Below are 20,626 nucleotides of genomic sequence, written 5' to 3'. Positions count from 1 at the left end.
GACAGAAGCCGGAGCGAACCGAACATGCACCTGATCGATCCCGCCCGCCACACGCGCCGCGCGTTCCTGCGCCGCTCGGGCCAACTCGCGATGGCCGGCACCGCGCTGCCTTTCGCGCTCAACCTCGCCGCCATGGGCGAGGCCGCGGCCCAGGCCGCACCGGGCGACGACTACAAGGCGCTGGTCTGCGTCTTCCTCTTCGGCGGCAACGACTACGCCAACACGCTCGTCAACTTCGACACCGACAGCTACAACAAGTACAGCACCATCCGCGGCGGCATCGCGCTGCCGTACGCGGGCCTCGCAGCCACCGAACTCAAACCCGACGTGGCGCTCGGCAGCGGCCGCAAGTACGCGCTGAACCCGACGATGGGCGGCCTTGCCACGCTCTTCGACCAAGGCAAGATGGCCGTGCAGCTCAACGTCGGCCCGCTCATCAAGCCGCTCACGCGCGCGCAGTTCAACAGCACGAACCGCCGGGATTTCCCGATTCCGCCCAAGCTCTTCTCGCACAACGACCAGCAGTCGATCTGGCAGTCGTCGTCGCCCGAGGGCTCGACCATCGGCTGGGGCGGCAACCTCGGCGACCTGATGCTCGGCGGACAGCGCAATGCGTCGCTGTTCACCTGCATCTCGGTGGCGGGCAACGCGGTGTTCCTGTCGGGCGACGAGGCGCTGCAGTACCAGGTCGGCACGGGCGGCGCGGTTCGCATCAACAGCGTGAGCCCGGCAACCGGCAGCGTGTACGGCTCCTCGGCCGTCAAGGCCGCCATGCAGCAGATCGCGCAACAGGCGCGCGGCCATACGCTGGAGAACGAATACAACAAGGTCACGCTGCGCGCGGTGGAGGCGGAAGGAAGGATCACCTCCGCCATCCAGTCCGATGTCATGGACGTCACCTTTCCCACCAACGGCAACAACCTGGCCGCCCAGCTCAAGATGGTCGCCCGCCTCATCCGCGGGCGCGCCTCGCTGGGCGTGAAGCGCCAGGTGTTCTTCGTTTCCATGGGCGGCTACGACCTGCACGACGACCTCGACACCAAGCAGGGGCCGCTGATGCAGCGCCTGTCCGACGCCCTGGTCGCATTCCAGGCGCAGATGGAAGCCCTCCAGATCGCCGACAAGGTCGTGGCCTTCACCGCCTCGGACTTCGGCCGCACCCTGTCGAGCAACGGCAACGGTTCCGACCACGGCTGGGGCAGCCATCATTTCGTGATTGGCGGTACCGGCCCTGACAAGGGTTCGGGCAAGGGCCCGGGCGCGGTGAAAGGCAAGGCCTTCTACGGCACGCCGCCGCCGGTGAGCGTGGGCAACACCTCGGCCGACGACGACCAGTGGCACGTCGGGCAGGGGCGGCTGCTGCCGACCACCTCGGTCGACCAGTACGCGGCGACGCTGGCCAAGTGGTTCGGCGTGCCCGATTCGGACCTCAACGGCATCCTGCCGAACCTGAAGAATTTCAACAACATCACAGCGCCGAGCGGCATCAGCTACCCGCGCGACATGGGGTTCATGACATGAACACAGCAATGAGCAGCATGGCCAGCATGAGCGCCATCGGCGGCCTCAACGGCATGGAGGGCGGCGCCAGCGTGAACTTCAGCGCCGAGCCCCACGACGAACCGCGCACTCCCGAGCGCAGCAAGGGCGTGACCCACGTGCGCCCCTTCACCAGCGTGGACGCGGCCATCGCGGCGGTGGAGTCGCTGGACCGCGAGCTCAGGAAGTTCGAGCTCGCCGTGGCCGACAGCCTGCAGGACTACCTCGGCGTGCAGATGGCGCAGATCACCGACTGCGCGCTGGCGCGCGGCTGGGAGCCGGTGAGCTTCATGCAGCGCGAGGGCTTTCGCGTCTATCGCTACGAGGCGATGCGCAGCCCGCGCAAGGGCAGGAAGGAAAGGCGCAGCCGCGAGGGCTGAGCGCCTAGCCGCCGGCCGCGAGGATCTGCTCGAGCCTTGCGAAGTCGACCGGCTTCTGCAGATGGTGGTCGAAGAGCCCTTCGGCAGAGCGGCCGTTGGAGTCCTGCACCGAGAAGCCCGAGATCGCGATCAGCAGCCTGGGCGTGCCTTCGCGGGTGCTCTCGCGCAGTTGTCGCGCCACTTCGGTTCCCGGCAGGTCGGGAAGGCTGAGGTCGATCAGCGCCGCATCGAAGCTTCCGGCGGCGGCCGCGTCAAGCGCCTGCCGCGCCGTGTAGGTGCAGCGCGCGGTGTGGTCGAGCAGGCTCAGCAGCTCCTGCAGCAGGTCGGCCGAGGCCTGGTTGTCGTCGACGATGAGCACGTTCACTGGGAGCTCTTCTTTCCGTCAGGTTGGGTGTCAGATGGGTTGGCAAGCACGGCGGGCACCTGCAGCGGCAGCTCGACCGTGAAGCGCGACCCCTCTCCGGGTGCGCTCTCCACGTCGATGCGCCCGCCGTGCAGGTCGACGATCTTGCGGGTGATGAAGAGGCCGAGGCCCAGGCCGGCCGCGTGCTTGCGGCTGTCGTCGGTGCGCTCGAACTGCTCGAAGATGCGGGCCTGGTCTTCCGGCGCGATGCCGATGCCCTGGTCGCGCACGCTCACGCGGGCCGTGTCGCCCGACTGTTGCACGAGCATTTCGACGGGCTTGCCGCCGCCGTAGCGCATCGCGTTGGTCAGCAGGTTGGTCAGCACCTGCTCGATGCGGAATTCGTCCCATGCGCCGCGCAGCTCGGCCGGCGCCGACAGCGTGACGACCGTGCCCGCGGCCTCGGCCTGCTGGCGCAGGTTTTCCACCACTGCCTTCGCCAGGGCCGAGAGATCCGTCGGCTGGGGCTTGATGGACAGCGCGTCGCGCCTGAGCCGCGTGACGTCGAGCATGTCGTCGATCAGCCGCACCATGTTGCGGATCTGCCGCTGGTCCCGCTCGATCATCGCGGGCAGCCGTTCGGGCGAGAAGCTGGCGAGGTTGCCCTTCGAAAGATGCAGCTGCCGCAGCTGCGCCTCGAGGTAGAGGGTGTTCAGCGGCGTGCGCAGCTCGTGCGACACCATCGACATGAAGTCGTCGCGCATGCGCACCGCGCGCTCCAGGTCGTGCTGCGTCTGCTGCAGCTGCTGCACCAGCTCTTCCTGCTTCTTGTGCGCGGCGGCCAGCAGGTCCATCTCGTGGCGCAGGGCCTTGCGGTGCTGGTAGAGGTCGACGAACACGTTCACCTTGCTGACGACGGCGTGCGGGTCCAGCGGCTTGTGCAGGAAGTCGACCGCGCCGCTCTCGTAGCCCTGGAAGGCGTAGTTCAGTTCGCGGCCCGCCGCGCTCACGAAGATGATGGGAATGTGCCGCGTGCGCTCGGTGCCGCGCATCAGCTCGGCGAGCTCGAAGCCGTTCATGCCGGGCATCTGCACGTCGACGATGGCCAGCGCGAATTCGTGCTCCAGCAGCAGCGCGAGTGCGGCCTCGGCCGAGCCCGCGCGGTAGGCGGTGCGGCCGGGCGCGCGGATCAGCGCCTCCAGGGCCAGCAGGTTTTCCGGCAGGTCGTCCACGAGCAGCAGCTTGCTTTCGATGTCAATGTTCATGGACGGCCTCCAGTTGGAGCAGCAGGGCGCGCAGGTCGCGCAGCGGCAGCACGTAGTCGGGGAGATGGCGCGCGATGGCGGCCTGGGGCATGGTGGGAATCTGTGCTTCCTCCGGTTCCTGGACGGCCGTGAGCCCGCCGGCCAGATGGATGCGATGCAGGCCTTCGGCGCCGTCCTCGTTCGCGCCGGTCAGCAGGAAGCCGGCCAGCGCCGATCCGTAGACGTCGGCGGCGGAGCCCATCAGCAGGTCGATGGACGGGCGCGAGAAGAGCACCGGCGGTTCGCAGCTCAGCGAGAACGCACGCTCGCGCTCGATCGACAGGTGATAGCCCGGCGGCGCGAAATACAGGCAGCCGGGCGCGAAGGGCATCTTGTCGTTGGCCTCGTGCACGGGAATGGGCAGCCGCTGCGCGAAGATCTCGGCCAGTCGGCTCTCGTGTTCCTCGGGCAGGTGCAGCACCACCGCCATCGGAATGTGCCAGCTGGCGGGCAGGTCTTCCAGCAGCGCCGAGAGCGCATCGATGCCGCCGGCCGAGGCGCCCAGCACCACCGCATCGACGCGCTTGCGCACCGGCGAACGCAGCTGGCGTTTCATCTGGCGCGTCATGTGGCTTTCTTGCGGTAGATGCGTTCGGCGCGCGCATGCGCGTCGAAGCGGTCGGCGTAGCTCGAGAAATCGATGCTTTCCTTCGACCCGAGCCCGAGAAAGCCGCGGTGCGACAGCGACTCGTGGAACAGGCCCAGGGCCCGGTCCTGCAGCTCGCGGTTGAAGTAGATCAGCACGTTGCGGCACGACACGAGCTGGGTTTCCGCGAACACGCTGTCCGTCGCCAGGCTGTGGTCGGCGAAGATCACGTCGGCGCACAGCGAGGGGTCGAAGCGCGCTGCCTCGTAGGCGGCGGTGTAGTAGTCGGAGAACTCGCCGCGCCCGCCGGCTCGCTGGTAGTTCGCGGTGTAGCCGCGGATGGCCTCCAGCGGGAAGATGCCCTGCCTGGCCTTCTCCAGCGATGCGGGGTTGATGTCGGTGGCGTAGATCTGGGTGCGCGCCAGCAGCCCTTCCTCGCGCAGCAGGATTGCCAGCGAGAACACTTCCTCGCCCGTGCTGCAGCCTGCCACCCAGACCTTGACCGAAGGGTAGGTGTGCAGGATCGGCACCACGTGCTGCCTGAGCGCCAGGAAGTAGGACGGGTCGCGGAACATCTCGCTCACCGGGATCGTCAGGAACTGCAGCAGCCGCCCGAAGAGCGCCGGGTCGCGCAGCACGCGCTCCTGCAGCGCCGAGATGTTGGCGAATCCCAGCTGGTCGAGCGCGTACAGCACCCGGCGCTTCTGCGAGGCGGTGGTGTAGTTGCGGAAGTCGTAGCTGTACTTGAGGTAGATGGCCTCCATCAGCAGGCGCAGCTCGATCTCGGTGTCGCTCAGCGGAGGCAGCGGCGCTGCATTCGCTGCAGTCGCCGGTGCGCCGGCCCTGGACATGTCGTTGCGTGCGGTCACAGCCGCTCCATCTTCGGCAGCCAGACGCGCAGCAGCGAGAACAGGCGCTCCAGGTCCACCGGCTTGGCGAGGTAGTCGTTGGCGCCCGCGGCCAGGCATTGCTCGCGGTCGTCCTTGGTGGCCTTGGCGGTGATGGCGATCACCGGCATGTCGGCGAAGCGCGGGTTGCCGCGCAGGCGGCGCGTGGCTTCCAGACCGTCCATCTCCGGCATCATCACGTCCATCAGCACCAGGTCGATCTCGCTGACCTGGTCGAGCCGCTCGAGCGCCTCGCGGCCGTTGCGGCCGATCTCGACGATGGCGCCGCGCTGTTCCAGCGCACTGGTCAGCGCGAAGATGTTGCGCACGTCGTCGTCCACCAGCAGGATCGTGCGGCCCTCGAAGATGCGGTCGCGCCCGCGCGCCGTCTTCAGCATGCCCTGGCGCTCGCTCGACAGCTCGGCCTCCACCTTGTGCAGGAACAGCGTCACCTCGTCGAGCAGGCGCTCGGGCGAGCGTGCGCCCTTGATGATGATCGAGCGCGAGTAGCGCTGCAGCTCGGCTTCTTCCTCGCGCGTGAGGTTGCGCCCGGTGTAGACGATGACCGGCGGGAACGACACGATCTCCTCCGCCGCCATCGCCTTCAGCAGCTCGCTGCCCTGCATGTCGGGCAGCTTGAGGTCGGTGATCATGCAGTCGAACACGCGGGTGCGCAGCAGCTCCAGCGCCTCCTCGCCGGAGCCGACGGCGACGATCTCGATGTCGTCGTCGCCGATCAGCTGGATGACGCTCTCGCGCTGCAGCTCGTCGTCTTCCACCAGCAGCACGACCTTGACCTTCTGCGTGAGCTTTTCCTCCAGCCGTGCGAACACCTTCATCAGCTCGTCGCGGGTGGCCGGCTTCAGCGCGTAGCCGACCGCGCCCATCTGCAGCGCGGCGCCCTGGGCGCTCTCGGCGGCCGACACCACGTGGATCGGGATGTGACGGGTGTGCGGCGAATCCTTCAGCCGCTGCAGCAGGTCGAGGCCGGTGCTGTCGGGCAGGCGCATGTCCAGCAGGATCGCGTCGGGCAGGAACTGCGTGGCCAGATCGAAGCCATCGGCCGCGCCGTGAGCCACGAGGCACCTGTAGCCCAGCTCGTGCGCCAGGTCGTAGAGGATGTGGGCGAACTGAGGCTCGTCCTCGACCACCAGCACGCGGCGGACCTGGTCGCGCGGCAGGCTGCGGTCGTCGGCGAACTGCGGCGCCGGCACCGGGGCAGGGGGCTTGGGTGCCAGCGAGGGATGAGCGGGCTGCGCAGGGGCCGGGGAGTGCGCGACCCGGTGCGCCTGAGTGGCCGGCGGTCTGGGCTGCTGCTGATGGCCGGGCGAGGCCTGGGGCGCCTGCGCCGGCAGCTGCAGCGTGAAGGTGCTGCCCTGGCCGGGCGTGCTCTCGACCGTGAGGGTGCCGCCCAGAAGCTGCGTGAGGTCGCGCGAGATCGACAGGCCGAGGCCGGTGCCGCCGTAGCGCCGGCTGGTGGTGCCGTCCGCCTGGCGGAAGGCCTCGAAGATCAGCTCGTGCTGCGTCGGGTCGATGCCGATGCCCGAATCGGACACCGCGAAGGCCGCGCCGCCGTCGGCCGTGGGCGAGATGGCGAGCCTCACTTCGCCGCTGTCGGTGAACTTGATCGCGTTCGACAGCAGGTTCTTCAGGATCTGCTCCACCCGCTGCCGGTCGGTCAACAGCGAAGCCGGCGCGTCGGGGCTCAAGTCGAGCCTGAAGCCGAGCTTCTTCTGCATGCAAAGGGGAGCGAAGGTGTTTTCCAGGCTCTCGGCCAGCTTGGCCAGGGGCACGTTCTCGGTCACCACTTCGAGCTTGCCGGCCTCGACCTTCGCGATGTCGAGGATGTCGTTGATCAGCACCAGCAGGTCGTTGCCCGACGCGTAGATCGATTCTGCGAACTTCACCTGCTCGGCCGTCAGGTTGCCCTGCGGGTTGTCGCCCAGCAGCTTGGCCAGGATGAGCGCGCTGTTGAGCGGCGTGCGCAGCTCGTGCGACATGTTGGCGAGGAATTCCGACTTGTAGCGGCTCGCGCGCTGCAGTTCGTCGGCGCGGTCCTCCAGGTCGCGCTGTACGCGGCGCAGCGCGTTGTTGCGCTGGTCGAGCGCCTCGGTGCGCTCGGAAAGCTGGCTGTTCGTCTGCTCCAGCTCGGCCTGCTGGTTCTCGAGCATGGCCTGGGAGGCGCGCAGCGCGCGCGACTGTTCCTCCAGCTCCTCGTTGGCGGTGCGCAGCTCTTCCTGCTGCACCTGCAGCTCCTCGTTGAGCTGCTGGGTTTCGGCCAGCACATCCTGCAGCTGCTCGCGGTAGCGTGCGGCCGCCAGCGAGGTGCCGATGTCGTCCGCCACCATGTCCACGAGCTGGCTGCCGCGCTCGTCCAGCGTGCCGGGCAGGCCGAGCTCGACCACGCCGTTGACCATGCCGCTGCTGCCCACCGGCACCAGCAGCACCGCCTTCGGCGCCATCTCGCCCAGGCCGGAGTTGACCTTCAGGTACGCGGCGTCGATCGGGTCGATCAGCATGCGCCGGTTCTCGGCGGCGGCCTGGCCGACCAGGCTTTCGGTGGGCGAGAAGACCTGCGGCATGGCCTCCGCGGCACTGGAGAAGCCGTAGCTCGCCGCCCGGCGCAGCGGACCGTGGCGCTCGCGCACATAGATGGCGCCGACCGAGGTGCCCAGGTGGCGGGAGAAGAAGGAAAGGATCTTGCGCCCCATGTCCGGCGCGCTGAGCTCCCCGACCAGGTCGCCGACCAGCTCGGTCTGCGTACCGCGCAGCCAGGCTTCGTGCGCGAGCCGGTCGTTGTGCTCGGCCTGCTTCTTGAGCACCACGTCGTAGCTGTCGGACAGCCGCACCAGCTGCCTGCGCCCGAAGTAGGCCACCAGCCCGGTGAAACCCAGCGTGAACAGCAGGAAGAGCCCGACCACCCACCAGGCGGTGCGGTTGGCGTCGCTGTTGCGCTGGAAGCGCAGGGCCTGCTCGGTCTCCATGAAGGCGGTGAACTCGGCCCGCATGCTGTCGGTCAGGCGCTTGCCGCGGCCCACGCGCACCTGCAGCTGCGCGTCGTCGCCCTTGCGGCGGGCGGCGATCAGGTCGGCGGCGTACTGGTTCCAGGTCTCCTGGATGGCCGCGATGCGGTTGACCCGCTCCACCTGCTGGCGGTTGTCGGAGACCAGTTCACGCAGCGCGGTCGTCCCGGCCTTGACCCGGGGCAGCGCATCGCGATACGGATCGAGGAAGCTCTCGTCCCCGGTGATCACGAAGCCGCGCATGCCGGTTTCCATGTCGATGCTCTGGCGCTGGAGCTCGCTGGCGGCGCGGCTGACCCGGTCGGTGTGCTCGACCCATCCGATGGTCGACAGCAGGAACAGGATCAGCCCCACGAACACCACGGCGCCGAACAGACCGCCGATCAGGGGAAGCTTGATGTTGCGGCTCAGGAGCCGCTCGAAGTCGTCGGGATCGATCGCGGTGGGTGTTGTCGTCATCGGTGCCGTTTGTAAGCAAATCTTTTCAAGTTTGACCGAGAAAAACGCGCGACCCTGTCGGAGAAGTTCCCGACAGAGGAGCCAGGGCTGTGCAGCGACGAGAAAAAGGGGCGCCTCGCTATACTGTGATTCCGTACAGTGAGTGCCAGATGGGCTCCGAACCCCTCCATCCGCAAGACGCGCCTCCAGCTCCCGCCGTCCATACCGTGTCCGTCAAGGCCCTGTGCGCCTTCGGCGCGAAGGCGGGCGACCTGGACCTGCGCTTCGTGCCGGCGCCCAGCGCGCTCGAAGGCATGGCCGGCCATGCGCTGGTGCAGCACAGGCGCGGCGGCGACTATGAGTGCGAGGTCGCCCTCGAATCAACCTGCGGCAGCGTGCATGTGCGGGGCCGTGCCGACGGCTACGAGCCCGACAGGGCCAGGGTCGAGGAGATCAAGACCTTCCGCGGCGACTTCGACGCCATCCGCGGCAACCACCGCGCGCTGCACTGGGCGCAGGCCCGCACCTACGGCTGGATGCTGTGCGAGCGCGACGGCCACGACGAAATGGCCGTGGCGCTGGTCTATCTCGACGTCGCAACCGGCGAGGAAACCGTGCTCGAAGAGCATCACACCCGCGAGGCCCTGCGCGAGCACTTCGAACTGCTGTGCGGCCGCTATGCCGCCTGGGCCGCGAGTGAAGCCGAGCACCGCGCCGCGCTCGACGGCACGCTGGCCACGCTTTCGTTTCCGTACGGCAGTTTCCGGGCCGGCCAGCGCGAGCTTGCCGAGGCCGTCTACCGGGCCGGCGCAGGGGGACGCTGCCTGCTGGCGCAGGCGCCCACCGGCATCGGCAAGACGCTGGCCACCATCTTTCCGCTGCTGAAGGCGCGCGCGGCCCGGAAGGTCGACCGCCTGTTCTTCCTCACCGCCAAGACCTCGGGCCGGCCGGTGGCGCTGCACGCGCTGCGCATGCTGGACAAGGGCAGGGGGCCGGCCAGGCTGCGCGTGCTCGAACTCGCGGCGCGCGAGAAGGTCTGCGAATACCCCGACCGCGCCTGCCACGGCGACGCATGCCCGCTGGCCAGGGGCTTCTACGACCGCCTGCCGGCCGCGCGCGAGCAGGCCGTGCAGGTGGCATGGCTCGATCGCGAGGCGCTGCGCGAGATCGGCCTTGCGCAGGAGGTCTGCCCATATTTCCTTGCGCAGGAGATGGCGCACTGGGCCGATGCCGTCGTCGGCGACTACAACTACTACTTCGACAGCAGTGCCTTCCTCTATGCCGTGATGCGCGAGGCCGGCTGGCGCGCCGCCGTGCTGGTCGACGAAGCCCACAACCTGCTCGAACGCGCACGCGGCATGTACACGGCCGAGCTCGACGGCGGCGCACTGGAGGAGGCCCACCGCGCGGCGCCCGCCGTGCTGCGCGGTCCGCTCGCGCGGGTGTTCCGCGAATGGGACACGGTGCAGCAGTCGCAGCAGGCCGACTACGAAGCGGCAGACGAGATCCCGGAGCGCTTCCTGCGCACGCTGCAGGCCGCCAACACCGCCATGGCCGAGCATTTCGCCGCAACGCCCGAGTCTTCTCAGGGCCCCTTGCAGCGCTTCTTCTTCGACGCGCTGCACTTCGCCCGGCTGGCCGAGGCTTTCGGCGACCACTCGGTGTTCGAGCGCACGCTGGGCGCCACGCAGCAGGCGCGCCGCCTGGCCATCCGCAACCTCGTGCCGGCGCCGTTCCTGCACAGCCGCTTCGCGGAGGCGGCGTCGGTCACCTGCTTCTCGGGCACGCTGTCGCCTTTCGAGTTCTATCGCGATGCCCTCGGCGTGCCGGAGGACGCTGCATTGCTCGACGTGGCCTCGCCGTTTCGCAGCGCGCAACTGCACGTGGAGGTGGCGACCGGCGTGTCGACGCGCTTTCGCGATCGCGCGGGCTCGCTGCGCGACGTGGCCGACATCATCGGCGCTCAGTTCGAGCGACTGCCCGGCAACTACCTGGCCTTCTTCAGCAGCTTCGACTACCTCGAGAAGGCCTGCGCGGCTTTTTCGCTGAGGCACCCCGGCGTTCCCGTGTGGACCCAGACGCGCGGCATGCGCGAGGCCGACCGCCAGGGCTTCGTGGCGCGCTTCGAGGAGGGCGGGCAGGGCATCGGCTTCGCGGTGCTGGGCGGCGCTTTCGGCGAGGGCATCGACCTGCCGGGCAGCCGCCTGATCGGGGCCTTCGTGGCCAGCCTGGGCCTGCCTCAATACAACGCGCTCAACGAGATCACGCGCGAGCGCATGCAGGCGCGCTTCGGCAAGGGCTACGAATACACCTATCTCTACCCCGGCCTGCAGAAAGTGGTGCAGGCCGCCGGCCGCGTCATCCGCACCGAGGAAGACCAGGGCGTGCTGCACCTGCTGGACGACCGTTTCGCACGCGCCGAGATCCGAGAGCTTCTGCCGCGGTGGTGGCAGGTGCAACTGGTTGGCCGGAGCCAGGAATACCGACATGGATGATCGTGGCGTGCGCGTTATCGGCGGCCCCTGGTCGGGTCGAATTGCGGTGCGACTGAGCCGTTCGTGCTTGCATATCTTTTCTGTCTGCAAATCGCGAGTTGTTGGCGATTGTTTTCGGTTTTCCGGATAATGAATTTATGTGATTTAAACGATCGAAATGAGCAGTTTTTCTCTGGGCCGTCTTTCGGGCTGCTTAGACTCGAAGAGGTAATTCATCAATTAGCTATCTCTTCATGAAATCAATCTTTTCAAACTCTGAATCGGAAATCCCGAAAAACTCTCGCCGGCAGTTCCTGCAAACGGGCGCACAAACTGCCACTGCGATTTGGGGCGGCCTGGCGCTGACGGGATGCGGAGGAGGAGGAGGCGCCATCACTCCAAGTGGTGCGGGACTGTTTCCGGCTTCCGGGAACTCAAATGGACAGGCGGCGGTGCCGGCTCTCGAAAACTCGGCGCCGCAATCCGTAAACAATTCGAGTGCCGAGAATTCGCCTGGACCCGCTGCAGGTGGCACTGTCGACGAGAGTTTTTCCTCTGTCACGACACACCCGGTCATTCAGTCTTTCGTTCCTTCGGCCGAGGTTCCGGGAAAATTGATTGTTATCACTGGCGCCAAATTCGACTCTACAGCTGTCGTCAGCTTCGGCGGGGTGGCGGCAACGAAAGTCAGCGTCGATTCGGACACGCGGATTTCGGTCACGGTGCCCGCGTTGGCCGCGTCCGGGCCAATCACCGTAAAGACGACGGCGGGAGCCAGTCAGTCGAGCGCCCAGTTCTCCGTGCTGTCGGCACCCGCGCCGGCTGCTGGTTATCGGCTCGCCTGGCACGACGAGTTCGATGGCACCAGCTTGGACAAGAGGCGCTGGAGAGCACATGGCGGTACCCGGGGCGATGCCACCCATGCGCCCGATGCGATTGAGGTCGCCAACGGCGTCCTGACGATTTCGACCTATACGGATCCCGAGACGGGCAAGCACTGCACGGGCTTCCTGGACACGAACACCGGTGACCAAGGCAGATTCACCTTCGGCTATTTCGAGGCCCGCGTGCGCTTCGTGAGCATGCCCGGCCAGTGGTCGGCCTTCTGGCTGATGTCGAACATGAACAAGGTCTACGTGCCCGAGGACCCCAGTCTCGGGGTGGAGATCGACATCATCGAACATCGCGCGGTCGTGGAGAACAACGCAGGAAACGTCCGCAACCAGCATTCCAGTGCAATTCACTGGAATGGCTACGCGAAGGACGAGATGCAGACAGTCGGCAGCGGGCAGAAGCAACTGCCGGCGGGCCAGTCGTTCGCCGAATGGCATACCGTGGGTGTACTTTGGACTCCCTCGGGCTACCAGTTCTTCTTCGATGGAAATCCATACTGGGACACGACGATGGGGCTCTCCATGTCCCCGGAGTTCATCCGGCTCACCAGTGAAATCAAGGATCTCTACTGGGCTGGCAATATTCCGGCCGAAGGCTACGGCCGGCTGGGCGCCAGCACCAACGGGACCATGCAGATCGATTGGGTTCGCGTCTGGCAACTTCCCACACCTCCCTGACGTACCCTCATGACGCGCGCCGCCAGACGCCTCGAACACGCCGGACAGCCTGACCTGTTCGGCGAAGCGCCTGCGGCCGCGATCGAAGGGCTGCGCTATGAGAACGGGTTCCTCTCGCGCGAGGAGGAAGCCGGCCTGCTGGCCATCGTGCAGGCCCTCCCGCTCAAGGAGATGCGCTACAAGGAATACACCGCCCGGCGAAGGGGCACGAGCTTCGGCGGCAGCTACGACTTCGACACCAACCGCCTGAAGCCCGGCGCGCCGCTGCCCCCTGAGCTGCATCCGCTTCGCGACAAGGCGGCGGCCTGGGCCGGCATCGCGCCCGAAGAACTCACGCACATGCTGATCGCCGAGTACCGGCCGGGCACGCCGCTGGGCTGGCATCGCGACGTGCCTGATTTCGAGGACATCGTCGGCGTGTCGCTGCACAACGATGCCGTCATGCAGTTCAGGCCCTACGTGCCTGGCGCGTCCTCTTCGGGGCCACCAACGCTCGAGTTCCTGGTTGAGCCGCGCTCCATCTATCTGCTGCGCGGACCCGCGCGGTGGGCCTGGCAGCACGCGATCGCGCCCACCGAGGCGCTGCGCTACTCCATCACCCTGCGAACGCGGGCTCGACGCGAACGGACTTCTTCTCTTTCTGTTCGTCCTTCTTCCGCCGGGGAGCGAAGAGAGACGCCGCCGCCGAGAGGTCGCTGATCCAGGCGTTCCAGGCCGCTTCGCGCTGGGCCGGATCGCCGCGCAGCAGCGCCGACGGATGCAGCGTGACAAGCACTCGCCGTCCCGCCGCATCTTCCTGCCACTGGCCGCGCAGCTTCGTCACGGCCACGGGGCGTCCGAGCAGCGAGCGGGCGGCAGTTGCGCCCAGCGCGACGATGGCGCGCGGCCGTACCAGCTGAAGCTCGCTCTCCAGCCAGTGATGGCAGGCCTCGGCTTCTCGCTGGCCAGGGGTCTTGTGCATGCGACGCTTGCCGCGCCATTCGTACTTGAAGTGCTTGACCGCGTTGGTCACGTACAGCTTCTCGCGCGACCAGCCGAGTTGCGCCACGGCCCGGTCGAAGAGCTTGCCGGCCGGCCCCACGAAAGGGCGGCCGGCGAGGTCTTCCTTGTCGCCGGGCTGTTCGCCCACGAACATCAGTACCGGGCGCACAGGGCCCTCGCCGAACACGGACTGCGTCGCGTACTGTCCGATCGGGCACTCGCGACAGGCGTCGGTCGCCTCGTCGAGCGCCCGCAGCGCAGCCTGCGCCTCGCGAACGGTGATGCGCCGGCCGTTCAGGCCGCTGCCGCCATGGTCCGGCATTCTTCCTCGCACCACCTGCAGGCTTCGGCGCAGCGCTGGCAGTGATCCGCGTCGTGGCTGCCGCATTCGGCGGCGCAGCGCTGGCAGATTTCGGCGCACATGCCGCATGCGACCACGACGTTGTCGCTGCCCCGTGCCATCAGGCCGGCAGCGAAGGCGCAGGCCGCGGCGCAGTCGATGTCCAGCGCGATGCATCGCGTCAGGCCGCTCATTCCTTCGGCAAGGCAGGCGGCGGCGCATCGGTTGCATGCCAGGGCGCAGTCGTTGCAGGCAGCGATGCAGCGGTCCATGGAGCTGCTGGCAGTACTGGCAGAGGTCCCCGGCGTCATCTCGAACCTCCGCGCCGGGCCTGCAGCTGGTTGCCGGCGCCGACGTGGCTCTCGCGGTAGTTGCGGCTTTCGGGCGTGCGCCGCGGCTCGTTCCTCGGCGTGGGCGGCTGGTTGCCTGCCTTGTTGTGTCGGGTGGGCAGGGTGTCGTGCTCGTCGGTGGTGACGGCGTCGGGGTCTTGATGCTGCTTGGCGGATGTCATGGGATGGAACTCCTTCGTGGAAAGTCGGGGAGGCCACTTGCCTCTCGCATCTCTTGTGCGTCTGCCCCTGCATGGCGCATGTGGGAATGGACCCACCCCGCGCGTCGGCCCGGTGGAAGCCGGCCGGGCAAACCCACGACGGACGGCTCCGACGCTCGGCACGCTCTTCTTCTTACCCATGCAGCCTGCAACGCGCACAGCATGAAAGCTCCTCAACCAACAGCAGGAGCAACGCATGCCTAGAGGCGACAAGTCGTCCTACACGGACAAGCAGAAGCGACAGGCCGAACACATCGAGAAAGGCTACGAACATCGCGGCGTCGGCAAGGGCGAGGCGGAGCGCCGGGCCTGGGCGACTGTGAATGCCGAGACCGGCGGCGGCAAGAAGAGCGGCTCTGGCCGCGGCAAGTCGGAGAACCACGGGCCCTCGCGCAAGGGCGGAAAGCTCGGCGGCGCAGCGGCGGCGCATCGCACCGCGGCCGAGCGATCGGCCTCCGCCAGGAAGGCCGCCGCCACGCGCAAGCGCAACGCCGAGAAGCGCGGCTGAGCGCGGGGCTGCCGATGCACATCGTCCTGGGGGCGACCGGCCATGTCGGCTCGGCGGTCGCGCAGGCCCTGCTGGAGCGCAGCGAGCCGGTCACCGTGGTCACGCGCGACGCGCACAAGGCCCAGGCCTTGCGTACCAAGGGAGCGCACGTGGCGCAGGTCGACGTGTTCGACACGCATGCGCTGCGCCGGGTGTTCATGGGCGGTCGGCGCGTCTTCGTGCTGAACCCGCCGGCATCGCCTTCGTCGGACACCTCGGCGCAGGAGTCGAGGAGCGCGCACGCCATCGTTGCGGCGCTCGAGGGTTGCCAGCTCGAGAAGATCGTCGCCGAGTCGACCTACGGTGCACAGCCTGGCGAAGGCGTCGGCGACCTCAGCGTGCTGTACGAACTCGAACAGGCGCTCGCCGCCGGCCCGACGCCGTTCAGCGCACTCCGCGCCGCCTACTACATGAGCAACTGGGACGCCTCGCTGGACACCGCGCGCAGTCAGGGCAGGGTCCACAGCATGTTCCCGGAAGACTTCGAGCTGCCGATGGTGGCGCCGCACGACATCGGCCAGTTCGCCGCCAAGCTGATGCTGGGCCCGGCCGAATCATCGGGGCCACTCCATGTCGAGGGGCCTGAGCGCTACTCGCCGGGCGACGTGGCGCGTGCGTTCTCCGAAGCGCTCGGCAAGCCGGTGGAACTGGTCGAAACGCCTCGCGAGCAACTGGAGCAGGCCTTCTCGTCGCTGGGCTTTTCCGAGGCCGCCGCGAAGTCGTATGCTGCGATGACGCGGGCCACGATAGACCAACACTACGAACCGGCGACCAGGCCGGTGCGCGGTGCGATCACCCTGCGCGAATACATCACCGCGCTGGTGAGGAGAAGCTCCGGCTGACACGGTGGGGCGGGGGGCTTCGAAAACCCGCCAGGATGCATGTCCGAAATTCGTGCGCGGCGCGATGAAGCCTCGGAAACCGGACATTCGCGACCTGTTTCTGGCGCCAGCCGGACAACTTGTGTTTTCCCGCCACTCGCATGCGGCGGCAAGAAGCCTGCTCGATCCGCGACGTTGCCCTGAACGTGGCGGCTATCTCGCGCAACGTCGCCGATCGCCGCGCCTTCGTGCGCGCCCGGTTGAGGTTTGTAGCAGCTCGAACGCGTCGATACGATCCCGCGCCTTGCCCTCATGAAAGGACTTCGCGGGTGCTTCCGACCGACGTTTCTTCCCCATCCTCCAACGCCGACCTGCAACAGCGCAGCCGGCGCCATGTCTGGCATCCGTGCACGCAGAGCATCCGCCTCGAGGCGGTGCCGCCGCTTCCCATCGCGCGCGGCGAAGGCGTGTGGCTCTTCGACCAGGAAGGCCGCCGCTACATGGACGCCACCAGCTCATGGTGGGTCAACCTCTTCGGCCATGCGCATCCGGCGATCAACGCCGCGCTGAAGCGGCAACTCGACACACTCCCGCACGTGATGCTCGCCGGCTGCACGCACGAGCCGGCGGTGGAGCTCGCGCAGCGGCTGTCGGGGCTCACGGGTGGCGTGCTCGGGCACTGCTTCTACGCCTCCGACGGCGCCTCGGCGGTCGAGATCGCGCTGAAGATGAGCTTTCATTTCTGGCGCAACGCGGGCCGCGGCGACAAGCGGCGCTTCGTCGCGATCAGACACGGCTACCACGGCGAGACGCTGGGCGCGCTGCATGTGACCGACGTGCCCGTGTTCCGCGACGCCTATGCGCCATTGCTCGCCGATTCGCTCCTGGTCGCTTCACCCGATGCGCGCAATGCCGCTGCGGGCGAGAGCGAAGCCGATGTCGCCCACCGCGCAGCCGCCGAACTGGAGGCGGTGCTGGCCGAGCAGCACGGCTCCATCGCCGCCGTGATCGTCGAGCCGCTGGTGCAATGCGCCGCCGGCATGGCGATGCACGACCCCGAATACCTGCGCTGCGTGCGCGCGCTGTGCGACCGCTACGGCGTGCACCTCATCGCCGACGAGATCGCCGTGGGCTGCGGGCGCACCGGCACCTTCTTCGCCTGCGAGCAGGCAGGCATCTGGCCGGACTTCGTGTGCCTGTCCAAAGGGATCAGCGGCGGCTACCTGCCGCTGGCGCTGGTGATGACGCGCGACGCCATCCACGACGCCTTCATCGACGACGACGCGACGCGCAGCTTCCTGCATTCGCACTCGTACACCGGCAACGCGCTGGCCTGCCGCGCGGCGCTGGCGACGCTGGACCTGTTCGAGGCCGAGAACGCATTGCAGCGCAACCAGGGCAGGGCGGCGCGCCTGCTCGAGCGGTTGCGGAAGGGCCTGGAAGGCCGGGAGGTGGAGCACCTGCGGCAGCGCGGAATGATCACCGCCTTCGACGTGCGCGATCCGGGCGAGCGCTTCGCGGAGCGCTTCCATCTTGCGGCGCGCGCGCAGGGGCTGCTGATGCGGCCCATCGGCAATACCGTCTACCTGATGCCGCCGTACGCCATCGGCGACGACGAGATCGACCTGCTGGTCGACGGCACGCTCGCCACGCTGGACGCCGTCGCGGCCACGAACCCGAAGATGGAAGGAGCCCGCGATGTCGCGCTTGCTTGACCGACTGCAGGGCGAGATCGACGCGCTCGACGCCCAGTCGCTGCGCCGCCGCAGGCAGGTCGCCGAGAGCGCCTGCGCGCCGGTGCAGACGCTCACGCTGGCCGGCACCTCAGCGCCGCGCACCATGCTCTGCTTCAGCAGCAACGACTACCTCGGCCTGGCGGCGCACCCCGCGCTGGCGACGGCCCTGGCCGAGGGCGCCGCGCTGTACGGCACGGGCAGCGGCGGATCGCACTTGATCCTCGGGCACTCGCGTGCGCATGCGCAGCTCGAGGAAACGCTCGCCGAATGGATGACGCCCTTCATTCCCGAGGCGCGCAGCCTTTTCTTCTGCACTGGCTACATGGCCAACCTCGCGGTGCTGACCGCGCTTGGCGGGGCGGAGGCGGTGATCTTCTCGGAGGAGCTCAACCACGCCTCGCTGATCGACGGCGCCCGGCTGGCGAGGGCGCGCGTGGAGCGCTATGCGCACTGCGACGTGGCGGCGCTCGATGCGCAGCTCGCCGCCTGCGACGCACCGGTGAAGCTCATCGCGAGCGACGCGGTGTTCAGCATGGACGGCAACGTCGCGCCCGTGGCCGAACTGCTGGCGCTGGCCGAGAAGCACGATGCCTGGCTGGTGATCGACGATGCGCACGGCTTCGGCGTGCTGGGCGCCAGCGGACGCGGCGTGCCCGAGGCGCTGGGCCTGCATTCGCATCGGCTGGTGCTGGTGGGCACCCTTGGCAAGGCGGCGGGCGTGTCCGGCGCATTCGTGGCGGCGCACCGCACCGTCATCGACTACCTGGTGCAGCGCGCGCGGCCTTACATCTTCACCACGGCCGCGCCGCCGTCGCTCGCGCATGCGCTGCTCGCGAGCCTGGCGCTGATCGGCGGTGAGGAGGGCGCCGAACGCCGCGCGCGGCTCAAGGAGCGCATAGCCCAGCTGCGAAGCGGGCTGGCGTCGGTACTGCCGGCCGACGGCAGCGCCTGGCTGCCCGAGTCGCCGACCGCGATCCAGCCGCTGATCGTGGGGGACAACGCGCGTGCGATGCGGACGATGGCGCAGCTCGATGCGCACGGCCTGCGCGTCGGCGCGATCCGACCGCCGACGGTGCCCGCGGGCACGGCGCGGCTGCGCATCGCGCTGTCGGCCAGCCACACCGAGTCCGACCTCGCGCGATTGGTCGATGCGCTGGGCGAGGCCCTGGCCGGGCAGCGCTCGAAGGAGTCCGCATGAGCATGACGCAGCCTCGGCGCCGCTGGTTCGTGACGGGCACGGACACCGGCATCGGCAAGACGCTCGTGAGCAGCGCGATGCTGAGCCTGCTGGCCGGATCGGGCCTGCGCGCGGTCGGCATGAAGCCGGTGGCGGCAGGCCTCGAGGAGGTCGACGGTGCCTGGCGCAACGAAGACGTGGAGCAGCTGCAGGCCGCCGGCAATGTCGATGCACCGCTGGCACTGCGCTGCCCCTATCTGCTGCGAGCGCCGATGTCGCCGCATCTGGCGGCAAGGCAGGAGGGTGTGCAGATCGCGCTGCAGCCGCTGCTCTCGGCCTTCGAAGAACTTTCGGAGCGTGCCGACGCGGTGGTGGTCGAGGGTGTGGGCGGCTTCTGCGTGCCCTTCGGCGACGACCTCGACAGCGCCGACCTCGCCGTGGCGCTGGGGCTGCCGGTGATCCTGGTGGTGGGCCTGAGGCTGGGCTGCCTCAACCACGCGCTGCTGAGCGCCGAGGCGATCCGCGCGCGCGGCCTGGTGCTGGCCGGCTGGGTGGCGAGCATGGTCGATCCGTCGATGCTCGCGCCGCAGGCCAACCTGCAGACGCTGCGCGCGAGGCTCGGTGCGCCGCTGCTGGGCGTCGTGCCGCATCTGGAGAAGCCCGATGCGGCAGGCGCGGCCCGCCACATCGACCTGCCCGCGCTGCGGGCGACGGCGGGGCATGCAGCACGCCGCAGCGCCTTGCTGCAGGCAGCGGCATCAGCCGCGGCGGCCTGATTCTTCCAGCCGCTTGCCGCGCACGCCGCCCTGGCGCTCCAGCATCCAGCCAGGGTATTCGGCCGGCAGCGCGCTCACCTTGTCCAGTGTGGCGAGCTCGTCGGCCGTGAGCTTGATGGCGGTGGCCGCGATGTTGTCGTCCAGCTGCTCGACGCGCTTGGCGCCGATGATCACGCTGGTCACCACCTGCTGGTGCAGCAGCCACGCCAGCGCGATCTGCGCCACCGACACGCCGCGCGATTCGGCCAGGCCACGCATCACGTCGATGCAGTCGTAGGCGCGCTCGACGTTCACCGGCGGAAAGTCGAAGTTGGTGCGGCGGCTGCCTTTCTCGGCCTCGGTGTTGCGGCCGTACTTGCCGCTGAGCAGGCCGCCCGCGAGAGGGCTCCACACCATCAGGCCGACGTTCTCGCTGCGCAGCAGCGGCACCAGCTCGCGCTCCAGGTCGCGCCCGGCGATGGTGTAGTAGGCCTGCAGCGACTCGAAGCGCGCCAGCCGGTCGCGTTCGGCGATGCCCAGCGCCTTGGCGATCTGCCAGGCGGCCCAGTTCGACACGCCCACGTAGCGCACGTGGCCTTGCCGCACCAGGTTGTCGAGTGCGTGCACCGTCTCCTCGATGGGCGTGACGGGGTCGAAGCCGTGGATCTGGTAGAGGTCGATGTGGTCGAGCTGCAGGCGCTGCAGGCTGGCCTTCACGCCGTCCATGATGTGGAAACGCGAGGCGCCGGCGGAGTTGACGCCCTTGCTGCCGGTCTCTCCCAGCACCTTGGTGGCCAGCACGAAGCTGTCGCGCGGCACCTTGAGGTTCTTCAGCGCCTGGCCGGTGATGACTTCCGACTGGCCCTCCGAATACACGTCGGCCGTGTCGATGAAGTTGATGCCGGCGTCCAGCGAGCGGCCGATCAGCCCCTCGGCCTCCGACTGCTGCAGGTTGCCGATCTGGCCCCAGATGCCGGAGGAGCCGCCGAAGGTCATGGTGCCCAGGCAGAGTTCGGAGACGAATAGGCCGGTGCGGCCGAACTTGCGGTATTGCATGGAAAGGTTCCTTTGTGGGAAGGGGCCGAAGGGAAAGAAGGCAGGGAAGGAGCGAAAGGCCCGATCCGCCGGAAAAGTATCCCGCCGGCTTCCGTTCCCCGGCGAGCGCGTTCCTGCA

19 protein-coding genes are annotated in these 20,626 nt (G+C 68.3%); 10 read left to right on the top strand and 9 right to left on the bottom strand.

Going from position 1 to position 20,626, the window contains the following annotated elements:
* The first annotated feature begins 24 nt into the window (after positions 1-24).
* The gene (locus tag G369_RS0104415) at positions 25-1,521 is read left to right on the top strand and encodes a DUF1501 domain-containing protein (RefSeq protein ID WP_019652769.1); all 1,497 of its coding nucleotides are present in this window, start codon (positions 25-27) and stop codon (positions 1,519-1,521) included.
* Positions 1,522-1,529: 8 nt separating this feature from the next.
* Positions 1,530-1,919, top strand: coding sequence for a hypothetical protein (locus G369_RS37015; protein ID WP_019652768.1), 390 nt, complete (start codon positions 1,530-1,532; stop codon positions 1,917-1,919).
* A gap of 4 nt (positions 1,920-1,923) precedes the next feature.
* On the opposite strand, the gene G369_RS0104405 is transcribed toward G369_RS37015, so the two are convergent.
* From G369_RS0104405 to G369_RS0104385, 5 genes are read right to left on the bottom strand one after another with little or no spacing between them, the layout of a single operon-like run.
* Positions 1,924-2,283: a response regulator gene (locus tag G369_RS0104405; RefSeq protein ID WP_019652767.1), complete on the bottom strand. Its 360-nt coding sequence runs from the start codon at positions 2,281-2,283 to the stop codon at positions 1,924-1,926.
* Positions 2,280-3,527: a hybrid sensor histidine kinase/response regulator gene (locus G369_RS35420; RefSeq protein WP_019652766.1), complete on the bottom strand. Its 1,248-nt coding sequence runs from the start codon at positions 3,525-3,527 to the stop codon at positions 2,280-2,282. Before G369_RS35420 ends, G369_RS0104405 begins: the two co-directional genes overlap by 4 nt.
* On the bottom strand, positions 3,517-4,134 hold the full coding sequence (locus G369_RS0104395) for a chemotaxis protein CheB (protein ID WP_019652765.1): 618 nt from the start codon (positions 4,132-4,134) through the stop codon (positions 3,517-3,519). Before G369_RS0104395 ends, G369_RS35420 begins: the two co-directional genes overlap by 11 nt.
* A complete protein-coding gene (locus G369_RS0104390) occupies positions 4,131-5,003 on the bottom strand; it encodes a CheR family methyltransferase (RefSeq protein WP_080647815.1) in 873 nt (290 codons plus the stop codon). The genes G369_RS0104395 and G369_RS0104390 overlap by 4 nt, the downstream gene beginning before the upstream one ends.
* 14 nt (positions 5,004-5,017) lie before the next feature.
* Positions 5,018-8,521 (bottom strand): response regulator, encoded by a 3,504-nt coding sequence (locus G369_RS0104385; protein ID WP_019652763.1) that lies wholly within the window; start codon positions 8,519-8,521, stop codon positions 5,018-5,020.
* 149 nt (positions 8,522-8,670) lie between these two features.
* Here G369_RS0104385 and G369_RS0104380 point away from each other — a divergent pair, with 149 nt between their 5' ends.
* From G369_RS0104380 to G369_RS0104370, 3 genes are all read left to right on the top strand, one after another.
* The gene (locus G369_RS0104380) at positions 8,671-10,995 is read left to right on the top strand and encodes a helicase C-terminal domain-containing protein (RefSeq protein WP_019652762.1); all 2,325 of its coding nucleotides are present in this window, start codon (positions 8,671-8,673) and stop codon (positions 10,993-10,995) included.
* Between the two features lie 233 nt (positions 10,996-11,228).
* Complete coding sequence (locus G369_RS35415) at positions 11,229-12,545, top strand: family 16 glycosylhydrolase (RefSeq protein ID WP_080647792.1); 1,317 nt, start codon at positions 11,229-11,231, stop codon at positions 12,543-12,545.
* A 9-nt stretch (positions 12,546-12,554) separates the two neighbouring features.
* Positions 12,555-13,244, top strand: a complete 690-nt coding sequence (locus G369_RS0104370) for an alpha-ketoglutarate-dependent dioxygenase AlkB (RefSeq protein WP_019652760.1) — start codon at positions 12,555-12,557, stop codon at positions 13,242-13,244.
* Here the strand turns inward: G369_RS0104370 and G369_RS35410 are convergent.
* From G369_RS35410 to G369_RS0104355, 3 genes are read right to left on the bottom strand one after another with little or no spacing between them, the layout of a single operon-like run.
* Complete coding sequence (locus tag G369_RS35410) at positions 13,141-13,848, bottom strand: UdgX family uracil-DNA binding protein (protein WP_019652759.1); 708 nt, start codon at positions 13,846-13,848, stop codon at positions 13,141-13,143. The two genes, G369_RS0104370 and G369_RS35410, sit on opposite strands and share 104 nt — an antisense overlap.
* Positions 13,821-14,177: a four-helix bundle copper-binding protein gene (locus G369_RS0104360; RefSeq protein WP_051127529.1), complete on the bottom strand. Its 357-nt coding sequence runs from the start codon at positions 14,175-14,177 to the stop codon at positions 13,821-13,823. Before G369_RS0104360 ends, G369_RS35410 begins: the two co-directional genes overlap by 28 nt.
* On the bottom strand, positions 14,174-14,377 hold the full coding sequence (locus G369_RS0104355; RefSeq protein WP_019652757.1) for a hypothetical protein: 204 nt from the start codon (positions 14,375-14,377) through the stop codon (positions 14,174-14,176). Before G369_RS0104355 ends, G369_RS0104360 begins: the two co-directional genes overlap by 4 nt.
* Before the next feature lie 235 nt (positions 14,378-14,612).
* Here G369_RS0104355 and G369_RS0104350 point away from each other — a divergent pair, with 235 nt between their 5' ends.
* The 5 genes from G369_RS0104350 to bioD all read left to right on the top strand — a co-directional run bounded on the left by G369_RS0104350 (position 14,613) and on the right by bioD (position 19,473).
* Positions 14,613-14,924, top strand: coding sequence for a hypothetical protein (locus tag G369_RS0104350; RefSeq protein ID WP_019652756.1), 312 nt, complete (start codon positions 14,613-14,615; stop codon positions 14,922-14,924).
* A 14-nt stretch (positions 14,925-14,938) separates the two neighbouring features.
* Positions 14,939-15,805, top strand: coding sequence for an NmrA family NAD(P)-binding protein (locus G369_RS0104345; RefSeq protein ID WP_019652755.1), 867 nt, complete (start codon positions 14,939-14,941; stop codon positions 15,803-15,805).
* 308 nt (positions 15,806-16,113) lie between these two features.
* Positions 16,114-17,499, top strand: a complete 1,386-nt coding sequence (gene bioA, locus G369_RS0104340) for an adenosylmethionine--8-amino-7-oxononanoate transaminase (protein WP_019652754.1) — start codon at positions 16,114-16,116, stop codon at positions 17,497-17,499.
* A complete protein-coding gene (locus G369_RS0104335; protein ID WP_019652753.1) occupies positions 17,483-18,718 on the top strand; it encodes an 8-amino-7-oxononanoate synthase in 1,236 nt (411 codons plus the stop codon). Before bioA ends, G369_RS0104335 begins: the two co-directional genes overlap by 17 nt.
* Positions 18,715-19,473 (top strand): dethiobiotin synthase, encoded by a 759-nt coding sequence (bioD, locus tag G369_RS0104330; protein ID WP_019652752.1) that lies wholly within the window; start codon positions 18,715-18,717, stop codon positions 19,471-19,473. Before G369_RS0104335 ends, bioD begins: the two co-directional genes overlap by 4 nt.
* Here bioD and G369_RS0104325 read toward each other — a convergent pair.
* Positions 19,456-20,508: an aldo/keto reductase gene (locus G369_RS0104325; RefSeq protein ID WP_019652751.1), complete on the bottom strand. Its 1,053-nt coding sequence runs from the start codon at positions 20,506-20,508 to the stop codon at positions 19,456-19,458. The genes bioD and G369_RS0104325 overlap by 18 nt on opposite strands.
* Positions 20,509-20,626 lie beyond the last annotated feature (118 nt).

The organism is Variovorax atrisoli 110B (assembly GCF_000382045.1).
GTDB lineage: Bacteria > Pseudomonadota > Gammaproteobacteria > Burkholderiales > Burkholderiaceae_C > Variovorax > Variovorax atrisoli.
This window is presented reverse-complemented; position numbering and strand designations above follow the sequence as displayed.

Coding starts and splice junctions, on each gene's coding strand:
- bioD (WP_019652752.1), top strand. CDS start 18,715: ATGAGCATGACGCAGCCTCGGCGCCGCTGGTTCGTGACGGGCACGGAC.
- G369_RS35420 (WP_019652766.1), bottom strand. CDS start 3,527: ATGAACATTGACATCGAAAGCAAGCTGCTGCTCGTGGACGACCTGCCG.
- G369_RS35410 (WP_019652759.1), bottom strand. CDS start 13,848: ATGCCGGACCATGGCGGCAGCGGCCTGAACGGCCGGCGCATCACCGTT.
- G369_RS0104395 (WP_019652765.1), bottom strand. CDS start 4,134: ATGACGCGCCAGATGAAACGCCAGCTGCGTTCGCCGGTGCGCAAGCGC.
- G369_RS0104360 (WP_051127529.1), bottom strand. CDS start 14,177: ATGACGCCGGGGACCTCTGCCAGTACTGCCAGCAGCTCCATGGACCGC.
- G369_RS0104350 (WP_019652756.1), top strand. CDS start 14,613: ATGCCTAGAGGCGACAAGTCGTCCTACACGGACAAGCAGAAGCGACAG.
- G369_RS0104415 (WP_019652769.1), top strand. CDS start 25: ATGCACCTGATCGATCCCGCCCGCCACACGCGCCGCGCGTTCCTGCGC.
- G369_RS0104385 (WP_019652763.1), bottom strand. CDS start 8,521: ATGACGACAACACCCACCGCGATCGATCCCGACGACTTCGAGCGGCTC.
- G369_RS35415 (WP_080647792.1), top strand. CDS start 11,229: ATGAAATCAATCTTTTCAAACTCTGAATCGGAAATCCCGAAAAACTCT.
- G369_RS0104325 (WP_019652751.1), bottom strand. CDS start 20,508: ATGCAATACCGCAAGTTCGGCCGCACCGGCCTATTCGTCTCCGAACTC.
- G369_RS0104380 (WP_019652762.1), top strand. CDS start 8,671: ATGGGCTCCGAACCCCTCCATCCGCAAGACGCGCCTCCAGCTCCCGCC.
- G369_RS0104370 (WP_019652760.1), top strand. CDS start 12,555: ATGACGCGCGCCGCCAGACGCCTCGAACACGCCGGACAGCCTGACCTG.
- G369_RS0104335 (WP_019652753.1), top strand. CDS start 17,483: ATGTCGCGCTTGCTTGACCGACTGCAGGGCGAGATCGACGCGCTCGAC.
- G369_RS0104355 (WP_019652757.1), bottom strand. CDS start 14,377: ATGACATCCGCCAAGCAGCATCAAGACCCCGACGCCGTCACCACCGAC.
- G369_RS0104345 (WP_019652755.1), top strand. CDS start 14,939: ATGCACATCGTCCTGGGGGCGACCGGCCATGTCGGCTCGGCGGTCGCG.
- G369_RS0104390 (WP_080647815.1), bottom strand. CDS start 5,003: ATGTCCAGGGCCGGCGCACCGGCGACTGCAGCGAATGCAGCGCCGCTG.
- G369_RS37015 (WP_019652768.1), top strand. CDS start 1,530: ATGAGCAGCATGGCCAGCATGAGCGCCATCGGCGGCCTCAACGGCATG.